21 protein-coding genes are annotated in these 19,233 nt (G+C 63.1%); 14 read left to right on the top strand and 7 right to left on the bottom strand.

All coding sequences use genetic code 11. From position 1 onward, the window contains the following. Nucleotides 1-86 precede the first annotated feature (86 nt). Nucleotides 87-1,646 carry a SulP family inorganic anion transporter gene (locus ACP15D_RS11610; protein ID WP_424957654.1) on the top strand — a complete coding sequence of 520 codons (1,560 nt, stop codon included), beginning with the start codon at nt 87-89 and terminating at the stop codon, nt 1,644-1,646. Nucleotides 1,647-1,892: 246 nt separating this feature from the next. Here ACP15D_RS11610 and nhaA read toward each other — a convergent pair whose 3' ends face one another. Next, nucleotides 1,893-3,131: a Na+/H+ antiporter NhaA gene (nhaA, locus tag ACP15D_RS11605; RefSeq protein ID WP_424957653.1), complete on the bottom strand. Its 1,239-nt coding sequence runs from the start codon at nt 3,129-3,131 to the stop codon at nt 1,893-1,895. Between the two features lie 29 nt (nt 3,132-3,160). Next, nucleotides 3,161-3,988, bottom strand: a complete 828-nt coding sequence (pdxY, locus tag ACP15D_RS11600; protein ID WP_424957652.1) for a pyridoxal kinase — start codon at nt 3,986-3,988, stop codon at nt 3,161-3,163. Nucleotides 3,989-4,262: 274 nt separating this feature from the next. On the opposite strand from pdxY, the gene ACP15D_RS11595 reads away from it, so the two are divergent. The 7 genes from ACP15D_RS11595 to ACP15D_RS11565 all read left to right on the top strand — a co-directional run bounded on the left by ACP15D_RS11595 (nt 4,263) and on the right by ACP15D_RS11565 (nt 11,298). Further along, complete coding sequence (locus tag ACP15D_RS11595) at nt 4,263-5,162, top strand: HpcH/HpaI aldolase/citrate lyase family protein (RefSeq protein WP_424957651.1); 900 nt, start codon at nt 4,263-4,265, stop codon at nt 5,160-5,162. A 178-nt stretch (nt 5,163-5,340) separates the two neighbouring features. Beyond that, nucleotides 5,341-6,399 carry a MaoC family dehydratase gene (locus tag ACP15D_RS11590; RefSeq protein WP_424957650.1) on the top strand — a complete coding sequence of 353 codons (1,059 nt, stop codon included), beginning with the start codon at nt 5,341-5,343 and terminating at the stop codon, nt 6,397-6,399. Between the two features lie 295 nt (nt 6,400-6,694). After that, the gene (gene sdhC, locus ACP15D_RS11585; protein ID WP_424957649.1) at nt 6,695-7,111 is read left to right on the top strand and encodes a succinate dehydrogenase, cytochrome b556 subunit; all 417 of its coding nucleotides are present in this window, start codon (nt 6,695-6,697) and stop codon (nt 7,109-7,111) included. After that, nucleotides 7,111-7,491, top strand: a complete 381-nt coding sequence (gene sdhD / locus ACP15D_RS11580; protein ID WP_424957648.1) for a succinate dehydrogenase, hydrophobic membrane anchor protein — start codon at nt 7,111-7,113, stop codon at nt 7,489-7,491. The genes sdhC and sdhD overlap by 1 nt, the downstream gene beginning before the upstream one ends. A gap of 6 nt (nt 7,492-7,497) precedes the next feature. Next, nucleotides 7,498-9,369, top strand: coding sequence for a succinate dehydrogenase flavoprotein subunit (gene sdhA / locus ACP15D_RS11575; RefSeq protein WP_424957647.1), 1,872 nt, complete (start codon nt 7,498-7,500; stop codon nt 9,367-9,369). Between the two features lie 372 nt (nt 9,370-9,741). Next, on the top strand, nt 9,742-10,590 hold the full coding sequence (locus tag ACP15D_RS11570; protein WP_424957646.1) for an SDR family oxidoreductase: 849 nt from the start codon (nt 9,742-9,744) through the stop codon (nt 10,588-10,590). 141 nt (nt 10,591-10,731) lie between these two features. Then, on the top strand, nt 10,732-11,298 hold the full coding sequence (locus tag ACP15D_RS11565; protein ID WP_424957645.1) for a hypothetical protein: 567 nt from the start codon (nt 10,732-10,734) through the stop codon (nt 11,296-11,298). Nucleotides 11,299-11,371: 73 nt separating this feature from the next. Here the strand turns inward: ACP15D_RS11565 and pqqA are convergent, their stop codons facing one another. Beyond that, nucleotides 11,372-11,461, bottom strand: coding sequence for a pyrroloquinoline quinone precursor peptide PqqA (gene pqqA, locus ACP15D_RS11560; RefSeq protein ID WP_068459738.1), 90 nt, complete (start codon nt 11,459-11,461; stop codon nt 11,372-11,374). Nucleotides 11,462-11,754: 293 nt separating this feature from the next. Here pqqA and ACP15D_RS11555 point away from each other — a divergent pair, with 293 nt between their 5' ends. Continuing rightward, nucleotides 11,755-12,225, top strand: coding sequence for a hypothetical protein (locus tag ACP15D_RS11555; RefSeq protein ID WP_424957644.1), 471 nt, complete (start codon nt 11,755-11,757; stop codon nt 12,223-12,225). Nucleotides 12,226-12,367: 142 nt separating this feature from the next. Next, on the top strand, nt 12,368-12,688 hold the full coding sequence (locus ACP15D_RS11550; protein ID WP_424957643.1) for a hypothetical protein: 321 nt from the start codon (nt 12,368-12,370) through the stop codon (nt 12,686-12,688). Between the two features lie 47 nt (nt 12,689-12,735). Here the strand turns inward: ACP15D_RS11550 and ACP15D_RS11545 are convergent, their stop codons facing one another. Continuing rightward, nucleotides 12,736-13,146 carry an NUDIX domain-containing protein gene (locus ACP15D_RS11545; RefSeq protein WP_424957642.1) on the bottom strand — a complete coding sequence of 137 codons (411 nt, stop codon included), beginning with the start codon at nt 13,144-13,146 and terminating at the stop codon, nt 12,736-12,738. Between the two features lie 134 nt (nt 13,147-13,280). Here ACP15D_RS11545 and ACP15D_RS11540 point away from each other — a divergent pair, with 134 nt between their 5' ends. The 3 genes from ACP15D_RS11540 to ACP15D_RS11530 all read left to right on the top strand — a co-directional run bounded on the left by ACP15D_RS11540 (nt 13,281) and on the right by ACP15D_RS11530 (nt 15,395). Next, nucleotides 13,281-13,889, top strand: coding sequence for a hypothetical protein (locus ACP15D_RS11540; RefSeq protein ID WP_424957641.1), 609 nt, complete (start codon nt 13,281-13,283; stop codon nt 13,887-13,889). 123 nt (nt 13,890-14,012) lie between these two features. Beyond that, entirely contained in the window at nt 14,013-14,792 is a 780-nt protein-coding gene (locus tag ACP15D_RS11535; RefSeq protein WP_424957640.1) for a succinate dehydrogenase iron-sulfur subunit, read from the top strand. Between the two features lie 219 nt (nt 14,793-15,011). Next, nucleotides 15,012-15,395: a VOC family protein gene (locus ACP15D_RS11530; protein ID WP_424957639.1), complete on the top strand. Its 384-nt coding sequence runs from the start codon at nt 15,012-15,014 to the stop codon at nt 15,393-15,395. A gap of 504 nt (nt 15,396-15,899) precedes the next feature. On the opposite strand, the gene ACP15D_RS11525 is transcribed toward ACP15D_RS11530, so the two are convergent. Both ACP15D_RS11525 and ACP15D_RS11520 read right to left on the bottom strand, forming a co-directional pair. Then, nucleotides 15,900-16,106 (bottom strand): hypothetical protein, encoded by a 207-nt coding sequence (locus tag ACP15D_RS11525; protein ID WP_424957638.1) that lies wholly within the window; start codon nt 16,104-16,106, stop codon nt 15,900-15,902. Nucleotides 16,107-16,385: 279 nt separating this feature from the next. Continuing rightward, nucleotides 16,386-16,961, bottom strand: coding sequence for a GNAT family N-acetyltransferase (locus ACP15D_RS11520; RefSeq protein WP_424957637.1), 576 nt, complete (start codon nt 16,959-16,961; stop codon nt 16,386-16,388). 267 nt (nt 16,962-17,228) lie between these two features. Between ACP15D_RS11520 and zapE the strand changes: the two genes are divergently transcribed. After that, nucleotides 17,229-18,353: a cell division protein ZapE gene (zapE, locus tag ACP15D_RS11515; protein WP_424957636.1), complete on the top strand. Its 1,125-nt coding sequence runs from the start codon at nt 17,229-17,231 to the stop codon at nt 18,351-18,353. A 19-nt stretch (nt 18,354-18,372) separates the two neighbouring features. Here zapE and ACP15D_RS11510 read toward each other — a convergent pair whose 3' ends face one another. Further along, nucleotides 18,373-19,206, bottom strand: a complete 834-nt coding sequence (locus tag ACP15D_RS11510) for a matrixin family metalloprotease (protein ID WP_424957635.1) — start codon at nt 19,204-19,206, stop codon at nt 18,373-18,375. Between the last annotated feature and the right edge of the window lie 27 nt (nt 19,207-19,233).

Below are 19,233 nucleotides of genomic sequence, written 5' to 3'. Positions count from 1 at the left end.
ACTTCCGGGGGAAATTTGAATACGGAGCACATTGGGGCTGCCGTGCGTCCGCCGGTCTGAATGGGCAGTGAGCGGACGATCACAGAATGAAAGCGTTTTTTTCATCGCAGACTTTCGGTCGCGACTTCATGGCGTCGATTGTCGTGTTCCTGGTCGCCCTGCCGCTCTGCATGGGCGTTTCTCTAGCTTCGGGGCTTCCGCCGACAGCGGGCATCATCACCGGTATCATCGGCGGTATCGTCGTCGGTTTTCTCGCAGGCTCGCCGCTGCAGGTGAGCGGACCGGCGGCAGGACTAACAGTGCTGGTGTGGCAGTTCGTGCAGCAGTGGGGTGTCGAGATGCTCGGCGTCGTCATCCTGTTCGCCGGCCTACTGCAAGTTGCGGCAGGTTTGTTGAAGCTGGGGCAGTGGTTCCGAGCGGTTTCGCCTGCGGTCATCCACGGCATGCTCGCCGGCATTGGCGTTCTCATCCTTGCATCGCAGTTTCATGTGATGCTCGACGCCAAGCCGATCGGCGATGGCATCCACAACCTGATCGGCATTCCGGGAGCGCTGTTGAATGCGTTCAGCACCGGCGGCTCGCAACTCACGGCGTTCCTTGTCGGCGCAGCGACGATCGCCACGATTTTTGCGTGGGGTGCGCTGACGCCGAAGAGCTGGCGTCTGATGCCCGCTCCGCTTGTCGGCGTGCTGGTCGCTATTGCGATCTCGGCCGCGCTGAAGCTCGATATCAAATACGTAGAGGTGCCGGAGAACATCTGGTCTGTGACGATCCTGCCGACTTGGGATCGGCTGGCCCGGATCGTCGAGTGGCCCATGATTGTCGGGGCAATCTCGATCGCCTTCATCGCTAGCGCGGAAACGCTGCTGTGCGCCACGGCGGTTGACCAGATGCACAGCGGGCCGCGGACCAAATACGATCGCGAGCTCGCGGCTCAAGGTGTCGGCAATGCGATCTGCGGCGTCCTCGGCGTGCTGCCGATGACAGGCGTGATCGTGCGCTCGAGTGCGAACGTCGAGGCGGGTGCAGTGACCAAATGGTCGGCGATCATGCACGGGTGCTGGCTGCTTTTGTTCGTGTCGGTCATTCCGTTCACGCTCTCCTACATCCCACTGTCGGCGCTGGCGGCGATCCTGGTCTTCACCGGGTACAAGCTGGCGTATCCGAAGATCGTGCCGGCGCTGTTGAAATTCGGGCGCGGCGAGGTGGTGATCTATTTCGTCACCATCGCCATGATCGTGGCGACGAACCTCTTGGAAGGCGTGCTGGTCGGCCTGGGACTGTCGCTGATCAAGCTGCTCTACGCGTTCTCGCATCTGGAAGTGGGCAGGGACGAGAACGCTGCCGAGAACCGTGTCGATCTCCACCTCAAAGGCTCGGCGACACTGATCCGGCTACCGAAGCTGGCGGCGGTACTCGAAACGCTGAAGCCCGGTAGCCAAGTGCACGTGCACATCGGAGAGCTCGACTATATCGATCATGCCTGCCTCGACCTCTTGTCGAACTGGGATCGCCAGCATGCGGCGAGCGGGGGCTCGCTGACGATCGAATGGGACGAGCTGTCGAAGAAATATCATCAGCGCCGGTCGTCCAGCATGAGGGCGGCGCGGCAGCAGCAGGCGACGGCGAGCAAGCTCAGCGCGTAGAGCCGCTGTCGAAATCATCTGAGAGGATTGCGAGCGCAGCGGACCCCGCTGCGCTCGTTTTCGTTTCAGCTAGAGTCTTTCTGATCGAAGTCGAAACGCCCCTCACCCGAAGCTCATATGCATTCGCTTCGGCCTCTCCCCGCCGGGGAGAGGCTAAGTTATCGCGATGGAACTTAACCTCTCCCGGTTGGGAGAGGTCGGACGCGATCGACAGATCGCGGCCGGGTGAGGGCTTCCGGCTGGGCTCTACGCGCGTGCCGTGCGCTGCTCGACGGGCGCGCGTGGTTTGGTTGCCGCCTTGAGGAACAAGTAACCGGCAACCGCGGATGCCAGCGAGCCCAAGATGACGCCGATGCGGATTTCGGCGGCGCGCTCTGCATCGACGAAGGCCAGCATGCCGATGAACAAGCTCATGGTGAAGCCGATGCCGCCGAGCCAGGCGACGCCGAACAGCTGTGGCCAGGTCGATCCGTCCGGCTTCTGCGCCAGCCCCATGGCGATAGCTGCGCGCGAGAAGGCAAAAATACCGACCGGCTTGCCGATGAAGAGGCCCAGGGCAATGCCAAGCGGGATGGGGGTGATAAGGTGATAGAACGTCATGCCTGCCAGTGAGACGCCGGCGTTGGCGAATGCAAATAGCGGCAGCACGGCGAACTTGACCCACGGCCCGAGCGCCTCTTCAAGGTTCTCGAGCGTGCCGTGGCCGCCGCCGGGAGGCCGGGCCAGCGGGACGGCGAGCGCCGTGACGACACCGGCGAGCGTTGCGTGAACGCCCGATTTCAGCACGCACACCCATATGAACAGACCAACGAGAATGTAGGGCGCGGTGCGCGTGACGCCCTTGGCATTGAGGACGGCGAGGGCCGCCACGCCGACGCTGGCGAGGGCGAGTGCCTCGACTGTCAGGTGCTCGGTATAGAAGACGGCGATGACGATGATAGCGCCGAGGTCATCGATGATCGCGAGCGCGAGCAAAAAGACCTTGAGGGCCAACGGCACCCGCGGCCCGAGCAGGGCGAGGACGCCGACGGCGAAGGCAATGTCGGTGGCTGTTGGGATGGCCCAGCCATGCAGCGCGATGTCGTCGTTGCGGTTGATGGCCCAGTAGATGAGAGCGGGCACCAGCATGCCGCCGACCGCGGCAATCGCGGGAAGCGAGGCCTGTTTGATGCTGGATAGTTCTCCGACGGCCATCTCGCGTTTGATCTCGAGGCCGACGAGAAAGAAGAAGACGGCCATCATGCCGTCGTTGATCCAGAGCAGTAGCGGCTTGTCGAGGTTGAGGGCGCCGATGCGGACCGTCACGGGGGTCGAGAGCAGGGCGTCATAGAGCCAGCTTGCCGCAGAATTCTGCATCAGCAGGCCAACGATGGCGGCAACGAGCAGAACAATGCCGCCGGCGGCCTCGTGCTGGAAGAAGGCCTTGGCTCCGTCTACGCGCTGAATAATCGTTTTTCTGGGCCGGCTCTGCGTCCTACGTGCCATCGAACCTCTTATCCTCGCGCTGGTGCCGTTTAGGCGGATGCTGCGGGCAGCACCCGTGCATTGGCCCATAAAGCACTTGCTCCCGCGAGGGGCAATTCATCGCGACCCATGCTGGCCGCGACACTGGCGTCAACCGCAGAGGCGGCGGCGCCAAGGCAGTAGGCGGGCGAGAAATCGTTCAGCTGATTGCCGAGGAACATCGAGGAGATGAGATCGCCGGTGCCGTGGGGAGCGGAAACGCGCCGACGCACGAAGCAGGCGAGGCCCTGGTTGTTCTGGAAGAGGATGTTGGCGAGGCGGTTGTCGCTGGCAGGGATGGAGGTCGCGAGGACGGTCGGCACGCCCAGTGCAGCGGCAGCGCGGCGCGCGCTCTCGGGACCGTCGACAGGCTCGCCGCCACCGAGCCAGGACAGCTCGAAGCTGTTCGGCGTGGTGATGGAGGCGAGAGGCAGGAGCTGATCGCGCGTTGCCTCGGCGATCCCGGTCGAGAGAAACATGCCCTCCGGCTCATCGCCGAAGACGGGGTCGCACATATAGATCGCGGCTGGGTTGGCGCTGCGTACGCGCTCAACGGCAGTGCGGGCGAAGCGCACGTGCTCGGGAGTCGGCAGATAGCCGGTGAGGATGGCGGCGGTGTCAGCGAGCCAGCCATTGGCGTCGGCGGCGTCGAGCATGGCCTGAAGCCGGCCGACTTCCACTTCGCCGCCGGCGTAGTGCGGGTATCCCGGGTGGCTGGAAAGCATGACGGTTGGGAAGGCCATCACTTCGTGGCCGAGCCAATGCATTGCCGGAACGATGGCGGCGAGGCCGACCGAACCGAATGCGACATGCGAAGAGAGAGCTAAGACACGGGCCATGGAGTGACTGTGCCGAACGTCGCGCCATTCGCCAAGCAGCGAAGAGTCGCTAAGTTGTGCGCGGTGCTTGGTGTTCCGCGGAAGGCACGATATTGTGCGATGCACAAGCGTCCCTGATCGGAAGCTCGCGAGCTATGGGGGCGAGCGAGCGTTCGAGGCAAAAGGGACGCTCTGATCATTGAGTTGCTCGTGCGATTCAGGTCGAGAAATTCGTTCGGCGCCCAGCACCTCGTGATGGCGACTTTCTCGATCATCACACAAGAGGGAGCAGAGGATGACCGTCCGTCCGCGACGTAGTGTGCTCTATATGCCTGGCGCCAATCAACGAGCGCTAGAAAAGGCAAAATCACTTCCAGCAGATGCGCTGATCCTGGACCTTGAGGATTCCGTGGCCCCGGAAGGCAAGGTGGCGGCGCGCGACAACATCTGCGACGCGGTGCGCGGGGGCGGATATGGCCGGCGCGAACTGGTGATCCGCGTCAACGCCATCGAAACGGCGTGGGGCATGGACGACTTGCGGGCCGCGGCCAGCGTCGAGCCGGATGCCATCTTAGTGCCGAAGGTTTCGACGCCGGGCGATATCGTCACTGTCGCGAAGGTGCTGGGGGCGATCAACGCTCCCCCGAAAGTGCGGTTGTGGGCGATGATGGAAACGCCTAGCTCGGTGCTCAATAACCGCGAGATCGCGGCGCTGGGCGCGGACCCGGAGAACCGGCTTTCCTGCCTGGTGATGGGAACGAACGATCTATTGAAGGAGTCACGGGCGAGGGCGCTGCATAACCGGATCGCCGTGGTGCCTTGGCTGGCGATGACGATCGTCGCGGCGCGCGCGTACGGCCTCGACGTGCTGGATGGCGTCTACAACGATTTCCGCGATGACGTCGGCTTCCGTGAGGAGTGCGAGCATGGGCGCACGCTGGGAATGGACGGCAAGACGCTGATCCATCCTTCGCAGGTGGGACCTTGCAACGAGGTGTTCTCGCCGACGGAGGAGGAGGTCTCGTGGGCGCGCAAGATCATCGCTGCGTTCGACGAGCCCGCCAACCGGCAGAAGGGCGTCATCACGCTCGAGGGGAAGATGGTGGAGCGCCTGCATCTGGTAATGGCGCGGCGGACGGTGGCCATTGCGGATGCCATCGAGGCCATGCGGAAGACGGAAGAGGAGTGGTTTTGAAGGCTGCTGCGGCGCTGGCAGCGGCCGAGGGAAGCGCCAGCTTCTGCCCCTCACCCCGACCCTCTCCCCATAAAGGATGGGGAGAGGGGGCCGGCGTAAGCGGCGAAAAGGCAGTCGACAGAGCGCCTCTTTGTGACTATTCGGCCCCCGAGCCCTCCAAGAAGGACCGATTTCAGCGATGACCTCGACAAAGACCAATCCCGGCAACTACTTCGAAGACTTCAAGTTCGGGCAGCTGATTGTGCACCCGACCCCGCGCACGGTGACGGTGGGCGACGTGGCGCTCTACACCAGCCTTTACGGCACGCGGTTTGCGGTCCAGTCGTCGGATGCGTTCGCCAAGGCCATCGGGTATCCGAAGTCGCCGCTGGACGACCTGCTGACGTTCCACGTGGTGTTCGGCAAGACGACGCCGGAGATCTCGCTCAATGCCATCGCCAACCTCGGCTATGCCAATTGCCGCTTCCTGAAGCCGGTCTATCCGGGGGCGACGCTGGCTTCGACGTCTGAGGTGATCGGCCTCAAGGAGAACTCGAACCGCGAGACCGGCACGGTTTACGTGCGCTCGATCGGCCGCGACGAGACGGGCGATGTGGTGCTCGACTACGTGCGCTGGGTGATGGTGCGCAAACGCGACAAGGAAGCGCCGGCGCCTGAAGCCATCGTGCCGAAGCTGCCGGATCGGGTGGATCCCTCCGAGATCGGGGGCGCGGTGCCGAAGCTCGATATTGGAAAATACGACTTTGCGCTCGCCGGATCGCCCTATCGCTGGGGTGACTACGAAGTGGGCGAGAAGATCGCCCATGTTGACGGCATGACGCTGGAAGAGGCCGAGCATCAGATCGCGACGCGCCTCTACCAGAACACGGCCAAGGTGCACTTCAACCAGCACACCGAATCCAAGGGCCGCTTCGGCAAGCGCATCGTCTATGGCGGCGTGGTCATCTCGCTGGCGCGGGCGCTGTCGTTCAACGGCTTGAACAACGCGTTCCACCTGGCGGCGATCAACGGCGGTCGGCACGTTTCCCCGTGCTTTGCGGGCGATACGGTCTATGCCTGGTCGGAGGTGCTGGAGAAGGCGGAGCTGCCGGGCCGCACGGACGTCGGCGCACTGCGCATCAGGCTCGTTGCCGTGAAGAACAACGATTGCGCCGAGTTCCCGCTGAAGAAAGAGGATGGCCAATACGCCGAGGGCGTGCTGCTGGAGCTCGACGCCTGGGTGCTGCTGCCGCGTTGATTTTTGTTGGTGACACGAGCTGAGGGAAGCTTGTTGGACAGCTGACGTGCCGCAAGCTGATAGCCGGCGCTCGCGCCGGGGCGCCTTGCGCCCTTGCCGCCATCGGCGGCGAAGAATCGAGGCCGGCCATGCAAGGCCGATCGGAGCGAATGCGCCGGGGGCGTTGGCGCCTGAGCGCCGCAGGTGGCGCTTTGAAGGGGCCGAGGGGTGCGGTCGCGCCGGATGTGGCGAATGGCGAATTGCAGGGGGGCGGTCAGCGCGCTAGAACGACTCTAAACCTAGCGACGAGGACCATATGGCCGGGGTGACACCAGAGCGGACGCGTGCGCGGCCGCTTTCTCCGCACCTGCAAATCTACAAGCCGCAAATCAACATGGTGATGTCGATCGTGCATCGCATCACCGGGACGGCGCTCTATGTCGGCACCGTGCTGCTGGCGTGGTGGCTGTTCGCTGCGGCGACAGGCCCGGAATACTTTGCATTCGTGAACGGCCTGTTCGCCACTTGGTTCGGCATGGTGGTGCTGGTCGGGTTCTCCTGGGCGCTGATACATCACGCGCTGGGCGGCTTGCGCCACTTCGTGTGGGACACGGGCGCCGCCTTCGATATCCCCAGCGTCAATCTTCTCTCGTGGGGCACGATCATTCTATCGGTGCTGCTGACCGGCGCGCTGTGGCTCTACATCGCCTGCGAACGCGGATGGGTGCAGTGATGGCAATGACAACCCCACTGAAGAAGGCCCGCGGTCTTGGTTCGGCGCATGAGGGGGCTGGGCACTTCGTCAAGATCCGCGTGACGGCGGCAGCAAATCTGATCCTGGCGGCATTCGCGGTCGGACTTCTGGTGAAACTCGCGGGTGCCGACCTTGCGACGGTGAAGGCGACAATGGCGCATCCGCTCGTCGCCATCGCGCTGATCGCGCTGATCGTGTCGATGACGGTGCATATGCGGCTCGGCATGCAGGTGATCATCGAGGACTACGTGCACGGCGAAGGCATGAAGATGCTGACGCTGCTGGCAAACACATTCTTCTCGGCGGCGATCGCAGCAATTGCGATCTTTGCCGTGCTGAAATTGAGCTTCGGGGGCTAGGCGATAATGGCCGAGAAGAAGAACGGTGCTGCGAAGGCCAATAGCGCCAAGAAGCCTGACAAGGCTGCGGGCCCTGCTGTCACCGGCCACGCCTATCCGATCCATGATCACACCTACGATGTCATCGTCGTCGGGGCGGGCGGCGCCGGATTGCGCGCGACGCTCGGGTGCGCAGAAGCGGGTCTCAAGACCGCATGCGTGACGAAGGTGTTTCCGACGCGCTCTCACACGGTGGCGGCGCAGGGTGGTGTGGCGGCAGCGCTGGGCAACATGGGGCCCGACGATTGGCGCTGGCACATGTACGATACGGTGAAGGGCTCGGACTGGCTCGGCGATCAGGATGCCATCGAGTATCTGTGCCGCAACGCTCCCGCCGCCGTCTACGAGATGGAGCACTACGGGGTTCCGTTCAGCCGCACGCAGGAAGGCAAGATCTACCAGCGTCCGTTCGGCGGAATGACGACGCAGTTCGGCGAGGGGCCGCCTGCGCAGCGCACGTGCGCTGCGGCCGACCGTACCGGTCACGCGATGCTGCATACGCTCTATGGCCAGGCGCTGCGCTACTCAGCGGAATTCTTCGTCGAGTATTTCGCGCTCGATCTGCTGATGGATCAGGATGGCGCTTGCCGGGGCATCTTGGCGCTGAACCTCGATGACGGGACGATCCATCGCTTCCGCGCGAAGAAGACGATCCTGGCGACCGGCGGATATGGGCGCGCTTACTTCTCGTGCACGTCGGCGCATACGTGCACGGGCGATGGCAACGCGATGGTGCTGCGCGCGGGACTGCCGCTGCAGGACATGGAATTCGTGCAGTTCCATCCGACCGGCATCTATGGGGCCGGCGTGCTGATCACTGAAGGCGCGCGCGGCGAGGGCGGCTATCTCACCAATAGCGAGGGCGAGCGCTTCATGGAGCGCTATGCGCCGCACGCGAAGGATCTTGCTTCACGCGACGTCGTCTCGCGCTCAATGACAGTTGAGATCCGCGAAGGGCGCGGCGTCGGTCCGGACGGCGATCACATCTATCTGCACCTCGACCATCTCGATCCGAAGATTCTGGCGGAGCGGCTTCCCGGAATCACGGAAAGCGCGAAGGTGTTTGCTGGCGTCGACCTTCGGCGCGAGCCGATCCCGGTGCTACCGACGGTGCACTACAACATGGGCGGCATCCCGACGAACTTCCACGGCGAAGTGTTGACGCTGAAGGACGGCAACCCGGATACGGTGGTGCCGGGCCTGATGGCGATCGGCGAAGCGGCGTGCGTGTCGGTGCATGGTGCCAACCGGCTCGGTTCGAACTCGCTGATCGATCTCGTGGTGTTCGGGCGTGCTGCGGGCCTGCGCTGTGCAGAGACGCTGGAGGCCGGTGCGGCGCAGCCCGACCTTGCGCCGGAGATCACCGATCGTGCGCTCGCGCGCCTCGATCGCTTCCGCTACGCGAACGGCTCGACGCCGACAGCCGATCTGCGGCTTCGCATGCAGAAGTCGATGCAGTCGCACTGCGCGGTGTTCCGCGATGGGCCGGTTATGGAGGAAGGCGTCAAGCAGATCGGTGATATCTGGCGGGCCTCCGACGATATCCGTACGACAGACCGCTCGCTGATCTGGAACTCCGATCTTGTCGAAACGCTGGAGTACGACAACCTGATCGCGCAGGCGGCGGTGACGGTTACGGGTGCGTTGAACCGGCAGGAAAGCCGCGGTGCGCACGCGCGCGAGGACTTCCCCAGTCGCGATGATGCGAACTGGATGAAGCACACGCTGGCCTGGGCCGACTACGGTGCCAAGAACGTAAAGCTGGACTACCGCCCGGTGCACACGTTCACGATGACCAACGAGGTCAAGTACATCGAGCCAAAGGCGAGAGTTTATTAGTTTCGGCGCGACACGAGCTGAGAGATGCTTTGTGTGCGGCGAGTGTCGCGCAAGCTGAAGTCCGGCGCTCGCGCCGGGGCGCCCTTGGCGCCTGAGCATGGTGCGCTTCGCTTGCCATGCTGAAGGGCCCGCAAGCGGCGCCTTGGGACGTTCGGCTTCGCAGCCGAGGCGTGCGCCGGTCGTTCGGCTTTGAACGCATCTGATTTATCGATGGCAAACTTTTTACCGCGGAAACCGCGGTTCGCTGCTGCTCTCGGACGGCTCGCGGGTTTCCCAGGCGCGCCCAGTGCGGATATACAAGGCGTTCCTTTCACGTAGCAACCGACCCGCCGGCGCTGCCGGGTAAGAAGGGCGGCGAGAAGCGGGGTCGACATGCGCACAGTTCTGATCACGGGGTCATCAGGTGGCTTCGGCCTGCTGACGGCCGTCGAACTTGCCAAGCGCGGCTGGCGTGTGATCGCAACGATGCGCAATTTAGACCGCCGTGGCGCGCTCGACGCGGCGCTCGCCAAATCGGGTGCCGCGCAGAATGTTGATTTCGTGCAGCTCGATGTGACGGATGCCGCGTCGATCGCCAAAGGCGTCGAGGAGGCTCTTGCCATCACGGGCGGGTTTCTCGATGCAGTCGTGCACAATGCGGGCGTGGCTGCAGGCGGCGCATTCGAGGACATCCCCGACGTCGAGCTGCGGCGCGTGATGGAGACGAATTTCTTCGGCGTGATGGCACTGACGAAGGCGCTGCTGCCGACGTTTCGCAAGCAGCGGTCTGGGCGCATCCTGATCGTGTCGAGCGAAGCGGCGTTCGCCGGCATGCCCGGCAACTCGATCTACGTAGCGTCGAAGTGGGCGGTCGAGGGCTGGGCTGAATCGCTGGCCTATGACGTCGAGCAGTTCGGGATCAAAGTGCTGCTGGTGGAACCAGGGCCCTATGTCACCGATATCTGGCAAGCCTCGCCGCGGTTTGCGCCGTCCGACAGTGTCTACCGGCGGTGGAGCGAGAATGTGTTCCGGGCGGGCGATGGCCACGTTGCCGCGAAGGGGCGTGATCCGCAGGAAGTCGCGGTGAAGATCGCCAAAGTGCTGGAAGCCGACCGGCCGTCATTCCGCAATCCCGTGCATCGTCTGGCGCACTTCAGTCATTTCGCGCGCGGCAAAATCCCAAGTCAGGCGCTGCGGCGGTTCGTGGAGACCTACCTAGGGCTTAGGCGGGTGCGGCTGTAGCCGGACGGCAACGGGGGCAATGTCACCGCCGTTCAGGGCCATCGTCGGCCTAAAATCGCGCATGATTTTATGCGAGCTTCTGACGCCTCCAGCCAGATTGGCGCGGGGAGGCGCGTACGCTGACCTATCGGGAACAGAACAATGGAAATCAAATTTGGTGCGCGGCTGGCCGCAATGGCAGCCGCCCTTTGTGTTGTGGCTGCCCTCCCTGCGGTGGCCGCTGAGGATTGCAAAGATACGGTTGTTGCAGAAGGAAAGCCTGCCACCCTGCGCGACCTTGGAGCTTATCCGAACTCGCTGCTGGCATGGCGCTCGGCTGTGAAGGAAAAGTTCGGCGGCGAATATAACTCGTGGCGCTATGCGAAGGACGCCAAGGTCGATTGCAACGAGAAGGACGGTCAGTGGACGTGCGTGCGTACGGCCAAGCCGTGCCTCGACCTTCTAAATCGCACCATCGGTGGCGCCAAGGAAGTGATCGCACCGAAGCGCGACTGCAAGTCAGATTCTCTGAGCTCCTACGGAGCGGCCAAGAAGGACAAGAAGGACGCGCTGGAGCAGGCGACCATCGGTTGGGAGCTCGATGCGCGCAAGAAGCACGGCAAGGACTACGCCGTGTGGAAGAACGCCAAAGAAACGGACGTCGACTGCCACGACGTGAGGGCCGGACTGCAATGCATTGCAGTGGGCACGGCGTGTAAGCCGCTCTAAAGACATTAAATCACAAAAAAACGGCGACCGAGATGCTCGGTCGCCGCTTTCGTATCAGCTTACCCCGTAAGGGTTAGATGATGTCGATCTCGGCCGGCATGTAGGACGTGACCTCGAGGCCAACTTCCTGCTCGCGAACGGCCGGCTTGCTCCAAACCTTCATGGTGATTTCCTCCTGTTGAACGACCGGCGAGCCGCCTGCTCGCCTGTTCCGATAAGAGGAATATAGTGTCGCAGGCTGATAAACAGAAATCGCAATCACGTGAAGTGCCCATAAGAATGGCTTATCGGGTCGATAACGTGCAGGCGGCTGTAAACGCATCTCGCTGATAACGCGAAAAATTTTATTAAAACGCCGAGGTCGGCCTTTGCTGAACTCTCAGCGCGATCATGTAGCTTTCCCTCCGCATCCCGCTGCTTTGGAGCGGGACCGAGTTTTCTAGAGGGGCTAGTTTCATGCGTGCTGTGAAGTCTTCGCTGTCAGCCATCGCCGTTGCAGTAGCGGCTCTGACCATGTTCAACGCGGCGGCGAGTGCCGAGACCGCGGCCGAGGTTCCGAAGAACTCGTACTATGACGATCCGCTGACGCAGACCGAGCGCAGCGGCATTGCTCAGGAGGAGAACGTGCTCCCCAGCGATGGGCAGGCGTCGGTTCCGCCGTCGAGCGACGATGGCGTCATTCCGGATTCCGCCGTTGATCAGGCGAAGGGCGCGCCCCAGGGACCGCCGCCCACGGATGAGGAGCTCGGCCAGCGCGGTGACGACGAGGCCAACGTCGTCATTCAGGACTCCAAGCGCAATTTCAAGGTCACCCACAAGAGCATGGAAGAGTGCATGAAGGACTGGGGACCGCAGACGCAGATGACGAGGGAAGAGTGGGCGGCGAGCTGCCGGACCACGCTGGAATACTTCCCCGACGGCCAGTGAGTTCGCGCGCGGCGCTTTGAAGGCGCCGCGCCCTCCCCCGGTTTCGCGGCCACACTTGGCTGCGCTAGGTTTGCCTCTACATTGCGATTCGCAGCTGCGCACATTTCATCCGGCGCCTGCGCGAGCGAGGGAGGACGCCGAAATGGCCTTGACCAGAGCTATCCTGATTGTGGCGGGACTGCCGCTGCTGGCTGTCGGTGCTGCGGCGCCGGCTGCGGCGGCAATCAAGTGCCAGGACGGCAATCAGCTGATCCAGGGCAACTGGATGGCGACGCCGTATTGCCAGGACAAGCTTTTGGCGGAAGTCGCCAATGCACGCGGCTTCAAGACGACGTTCGCGGCGATCCGCAACAACCCCAACCACAAGAAGGAGCTTTGCCGGTTCCTTTATTCGGACATCCGGGTGCAGATGACCTGCCTCGATGCCGGTGTGCCGGAGTATTTCGGCGGCGGGGCACGGTAGCGGGGAGTTTGTGGGGCGAGCCTTTGCCCCCCGCTGCGGTGGAGGCGTCAGCTGCGGCGCAGCTTTTCCGCATCGGCGATGATTTTGGCGTGGTCGAAAGCCAGTTTCTGCTCTCGCCAGTTGTCGACCCACTCCGCCGCGGCGGCATCATCGCCTGCTACCGGCTCGGCAGAGGCCACGTCGGCCCGATAGGCAATGGAGCAAGTGTGGCCGCGGGGATCGCGATCGGGGGTAGAATAGACGCCCACAAGCGTCAGCTCGCCCACCTTGAGCCCAGTTTCCTCGCTTAGCTCGCGGCGGCAGCCGTTCTCCGCGGTCTCGCCGATCTCGACAAAACCACCTGGGAGGGCGTAGTCCCCCTGAAACGGTGGGTTCTTGCGGCGAATGAGCAGCAGCCTGCCGCGCCCATCGAAGACGACGCAGTCGGTGGTGAGCGCTGGCGTTGGAGGAAATGCCATAGGGGCAGTCCTTTTCGATGCCGTCATGGTAGAGGTTCATTGTCGACCAGTCGTGCGCCGGCCGTGATCGGGATAAAAGGGCCAGTTTTCTGATGCGGAGCCGCTTCTTCAAACCGACGGGCCCAACAAACACGATGGCCGATAAGAAACCGGAAAGCCCAAAGCCGCCGGTCAGCGAGGGGGAAACCCGGCTGGCGCCCGATCCGTTCACGGCGGTGTTGCCGGCGTTGTCGGCTCTCGGTGCCATTGCTTCGATTGCGACGATCAACTGGACGGCGCAGGAGCGGACGCCCGATCGCGCGCGCTCGAAGCGCAAGGCGGGTACAGCGCTGCGCGACCTGGAGACATGCTGTCTTGGCCTGCAGGAGATCTTCCGGCGGTTTCAGCGCAGTCCGAAGCTGTTCGCTGGCGAGGGCGCGCCAGCCTCATCGCCGCTGAAGTTCGGCGTGCACGGGCCGCGGGTCGGTGTCGATGCCGCGCGGCTGTTTCAGCAGCTGATGAACGACGTGGCATCGATGCTGGTGCTGGCCTCGCAGAACGCGTTCGACGTGATGTCGGCGGTCGAAGATGGTGAGATCGAAGCTCCGGAGGAGCTGTTCTTCGGTTTCGGCGAGCAACAGGAGCGGCTCAACAAGCTGATCCAGACGCGGGCGACGCTGAAAGTATCAGTCGATACCGGGGCCGAGGTTGCCGTACGGCTCACCGAACTGGTGCGCGAGCTGAAGAAGCATCGGCCCGAATAGCCAACCACTAAAGTAGGGATTCATTTGCCCCGACGCGACGTCAGCGGACGTTGACAGGGGCTGTGCCGCGGCTTCATTTGGGGCATTGCATACCCATCGGCGCAAGAGGAAGGCTTCCCTTCAATGGTCCAGCTTACGCTTCCCCGCAACTCGACTGTGCAGCGTGGAAAGACCTGGAACCAGCCGGAGGGCAAGGGGACTTGGAAAGAGTTCCGCGTCTATCGCTGGAACCCCGAAGGGGAAGAGAACCCGCGCATCGATACCTATTGGATCGACACCGAACGCTGCGGACCGATGGTTCTCGACGCTCTCATCAAAATTAAGAACGAGATCGACCCCACGCTGACGTTCCGCAGGTCGTGCCGCGAGGGCATCTGCGGCTCGTGCTCGATGAATATCGACGGGACGAATGGGCTCGCCTGCCTCAGGGGCTATGAGGAGATCAAAGGCCCGGTGAAGATCTATCCGCTGCCGCACATGCAGGTGGTCAAGGATCTCATCCCTGATCTGACCAATTTCTACGCCCAGCACCGGCTGATCGAGCCGTGGCTGAAGACGGATACGCCGGCTCCGCCGAAGGAATGGCGCCAGTCGCACGAGGATCGGCAGAAGCTCGATGGCCTCTACGAGTGCATCCTGTGCGCGTGCTGCTCGACGTCTTGCCCGAGCTATTGGTGGAATTCCGACCGCTATTTGGGGCCTGCCGCGCTGCTGCAGGCATTCCGCTGGGTGCAAGATTCGCGCGATGAAGCGACGGGCGAGCGGCTCGACAACCTCGAGGATCCGTTCCGGCTGTATCGCTGCCACACGATCCTCAACTGCACCAAGGCCTGCCCGAAGGGGCTCAATCCGGCCCAGGCGATTGCTGAGCTGAAAAAGCTGATGGTCGAGCGTAGAGTCTAGGTTTTGTGGTGACACAAGCTGCGGGAAGCGTGTTGTGCGGCTGCCGCTGAATGAGTTGATATCCGCGCCATTGGGCGCGGGGCCCCTTGGGCCCTTGCCGCCTGCGGCGGCTTCCAGAGCGACACGGGCTTAAGAGACGCTTTGCGTTGCACTCTGATGTTGCCGCGGTGATGGAAGCTTGCGTAGATGGCCGTCTGCTTGGCTCAGGAGCGGACAATCATGCTCGATCACATCGGCTTCCCGGTTAGCGACTTTGCCCGCTCGAAGGCGTTTTACGTGAAAGCGCTGGCGCCGCTGGGCGTGCGCATCGTCATGGAAGTGGTGCTGTCGGAGGACGGCGAGGACGGCTACGCCGGCTTCGGGATCGAGCGGCCGCACTTCTGGATCGGAACGGGCAAGCCGCTGGTCGGGCGGCTGCACGTGGCCTTTGCGGCCAAGTGCCGGGCCGATGTGCGCGCTTTCTACGAAGCGGCGATTGCCGCCGGCGGCGTCGACAATGGTGGGCCGGGGCTGCGGCCGCACTATCACGAGAACTATTACGGCGCCTTCGTTCTGGACCCCGACGGGCACAACATCGAAGCGGTGAATCATCTTCCGGAGTGAAGGTGACACGGGCGTCGAGTGGCTTTGTATGCCTTGCCCTTGGTGCCGGCTGAAGTTCGGCGCTGGCGCTGGACACCTTTAGCGCCATGCCGCCTGCGGCGGCTGTTTGGGCCTTTTGGGGGCCTTCGGGGACGGTTTGCTGAACATTGATCGGGGTTGATTCGGCCCCGATTCCGGCGTCTCGTTTCCGCGTCTGCGGGCTGTGCCCCGTGCTGATTGGCGCCAGGCGAGGAGCGGGCCGGTGGCCGCCCGGAGGGGGCGCCCCGGTTAATCGCGGGGCCTGTTTTGGCCTTCCAAGCGGTGAGATTCAGCTCGGGTGGATAGGGGTAAAAGCAGGCCAAAACACCTGCAAAACCCGAAAACGGCAAATGGCCAAAAGAAAAGACCGGCGGCGCTTTAGCGACCACCGGCCTTGAAGGGTTGGAAGGTGTGGGCGCTGTTAAAGCGCCCCTCTACTTCCTATGTCGCGCGGAACGAGGGGACTGGCGCGTTACCCGGGCTGGCTTAGGCAGCCTTGCGGGCCTTCTTCGCCGGCTTGCGAGCAGCCTTGCGAGCGGTCTTGCGGACGGTCTTCGTGGCGGCAGCCTTGCGGGTCGTCTTGCGGGCAGCCGGCTTACGAGCAGCCGTCGTCTTACGGGCAGCCGGCTTCTTGGCAGCAGCAGTGCGAGCCGGGGCCTTCTTCACTTTGCGCTTCACAGCTTTCTTGACCATTGGTGTTCTCTCTTTCTCGGTTTCTATCTCTCTCAGTCCGAATCAGTTTCGAACCAAAAAAATCATGTGCAAGTTCCAACATTTTGTTGACACGAAATTGCAAATTGAAAGCTAACAACACGCGCATTCAGTCTCGTGTGTTGCGAGAAATCATCATTTTTGTCGAGTTTCAATGGTCTGCACCGTCAGCTGCAGACTCTGAATGCACTTTCGACTCGTGCAACGTCGCGTGCGCGAAGATCAATTCGCGCACGAAACTGACGGTGAGAGTTGCGAAGTTCAGGCGGCTTTGAGTACGCGATTGTGCAGATCGAGCACGGCCATCATGTAGCCGAAGCGATCTTCGACAGCCTCGGCGAGGATGGAGAAGTAGTTCGGACCGGCGGGAATGATCTCCCCGATGATCTCGCCGTACTCGAAGCGGAGCTCGGCTCCGAAGTGCGCTGCGATGGCTCGCATCTTGCCGTTCTCTGCAAGGCAGCTGAGGCACAAGTGCTGTACGCCGCGGTTGCGGGCGGCGCGAATGACGCGGCCCATAAGCTCGGTGCCGATGCCGTGCTCCTGCAGCGGCTGCTCTACCGAGAACGCGGCCTCCGCCTCACGTCCCCACGTGTCGCCGAGCTTCTTGAGCTCGGCTGCGGCGCGAAGTTCCGGGCCTTCGAAGTAGCCGTAGACGATGCCGCTCATGTCGACCATGCGCGCGGCATAGTCTTCAATGAAGGAGTCGGACACGCCGTGCGCAAAGCGCATGCGCCGGCTCGCTTTGTCGAGACGTAGCAGGTGGTCGCGAAATTTCGGCCACTCGGATGGCCATAGCTTGCGTATGTCGCCGGGCAGCTGGTGTTGGTCGCTCATGACGAGGTCCCTCCGCATTTGACCGGACCTCACCGTCGGCCTCGACGGGTTGGTCCTGTGAACCCGCGCGTATTCGCGGGCAGTACCGTTCGTTCGTGTTGCGCCGCACAATATGCGTATCTGATGGCCGGATTACCATGCGCGAGGCGCGACCAAGAGGCGCGATGCCTGCGGCAATCCCCGTGGCATAGGTGGTGACATTGCGTCGCGGGATTGCGGCGTGCCTGAAGAACGAGCAATCCGGCTGATGCGCGGGGTTTGAATCGAATGCAGGAGCTACCAAGCGCGCGTCTGGCTGCGCAGATTGCTGCGGGCGAGCTGGATGCCGACGCGGCGCAACGGGATGCCGCGGCGCGGCTGGACGATCTTGTGCGCGCGGTGGACGGGTGGCGGCCGCCAACGAATGGTTTGCGTGCCTTGTTCGCCCGCTCCAAGGGTGCCGCACCGCGCGGTCTCTATATCTATGGGGAGGTCGGGCGCGGGAAGACGATGCTGATGGACCTCTTCTTCTCGTGTGCCGACGTCACTCCGAAGCTGCGCTGCCACTTCCATGAGTTCATGGCCGAGGTGCACGAGCGGATCGGCAAAGCGCGGCGCGAGGTCGAAGGCGATCCCATCCCGCATGTAGCGGCGTCGATCGCCAGCGAGGCGCGTCTTTTGTGCTTCGATGAGCTGCAGGTGACGGACATCGCCGATGCGATGATCCTCGCACGGTTGTTCACGCATCTTTTCGAGCGGCACGTGGTCGTCGTCGCAACGTCGAACGCGGCGCCGCAGGCGCTGTATGAGAACGGATTGAACCGCCAGCTGTTCGTGCCGTTCATTGCGCTGATCGGCAGGTACATGGATGTCATCGAGCTGAAGTCGGCGAAGGACTACCGCCTGGAAAAGCTGGCAGGCCAGCCCCTCTACTTCTCTCCAATCGATGATGAGGCCAGGGCCGCGCTCGATGCGCATTGGGATCGGCTGACAGGGCGCCACCCAGGGCAAAGCGAGACATTAGAGGTGAAAGGGCGGCATGTGCGGGTGCCGCTTGCCTCCATGGGGGTGGCGCGCTTCAGTTTTGCGGACCTGTGTGAGGCCCCGCTGGGGACCATCGACTATCTCAAGATCGCGCATGCCTTTCACACGGTGATCATCGACGGTATTCCCGTGATGGCGCGGGAACAGCGGAACGCGGTGCGCCGGTTCATCAATCTGATCGACACGCTCTATGACAATAAAGTGTGCCTGATCGCCTCCGCGGCGGCGGAACCGGACGCGCTGTGCCTGGACGATGCGGGGGCCAATGCATTCCAGCGCACGGCCTCGCGGCTCATCGAGATGCGGAGTGAGGCGTATCTGGCGGACCGCGCCAACCGCGAGAGGGCGACGGCGGGCAGCGCCGACTAGGCTGCTTGCGAGGCCGTTCTCACCGACTTGGGGTGATGCTGCCGGTTGCTTCGGGAGGGGCGAACCGCTGCGGCGAGGGCTGCTTGGTGCCGATGCCGAAGGGCCAGCCATTGTCGGGGGCGGGCTCGGGTGCGCCGGTGGCGTCAGCCGGGGCTTCGGCGATGCGGCGTGTGTCGGCGCGTGCGCCATATAGAAGTACGGCACCTTTGACGTCGCCGGGCTGCAGGCCGAGCTGCTTCTCATCGTAGCGATAGGACATGAGCTGTCCGGCGGCGCTGGGATGATCGAGGCCGATGGCATGGCCGATCTCGTGGGCAATGGTGTAGCGCAGATCGTAGACGCCGAGGCGGCCGTCAAAGCCGATCTTCCAGGGTTGCTTCGGGTTGAGGCAAATCAGCGAGCGGGCAATCACCTTCCTGTCGGGGCTGCCGGGCTTCAGCTCGACGTTAGTGAAGGCGCGGCCAATGGGTTTGGTCTGCGCGCCAATGATGATGTCCGCCTTTGCCGGATCTTCGGTGTAGCGGAAGGAAAGGTCGGCAGCCTTTTCCCACATGCGGAACGCGGCAGCGACCTCGGCGCGGAATTGTGGGGTGGTGATATTCGAGGGCGCATAGGCGTTCTCAGGCGGAAGCATCGAGGAACAGTTGCGTGCTCCCGGAGTTTCCACGGCGCCCTGGGCGAAAGCGTACGTGAGGCCTGCCCCCCGGCCGAAAGTAGGAGTGCTCCACTTTACGGTCTGGTCTTCAAGGTTGAGCAGGCGGAAGCCAAGAAAGGTCGAAGGCTCGGTGGCATTGCCTGTGCCGGCCAGCAGCATCGTTCCGATGGCCGAGAAGGCCAATAGAGCGGCTCGCAAATCCTTCTCCCCGTGCGTGCGGCGGCG

Source organism: Hyphomicrobium sp. 1Nfss2.1 (assembly GCF_965243865.1).
Lineage (GTDB): Bacteria > Pseudomonadota > Alphaproteobacteria > Rhizobiales > Hyphomicrobiaceae > Hyphomicrobium_A.
The sequence above is the reverse complement of the archived record's forward strand: the minus strand, read 5'-3'. Positions and strand labels throughout refer to the sequence as shown.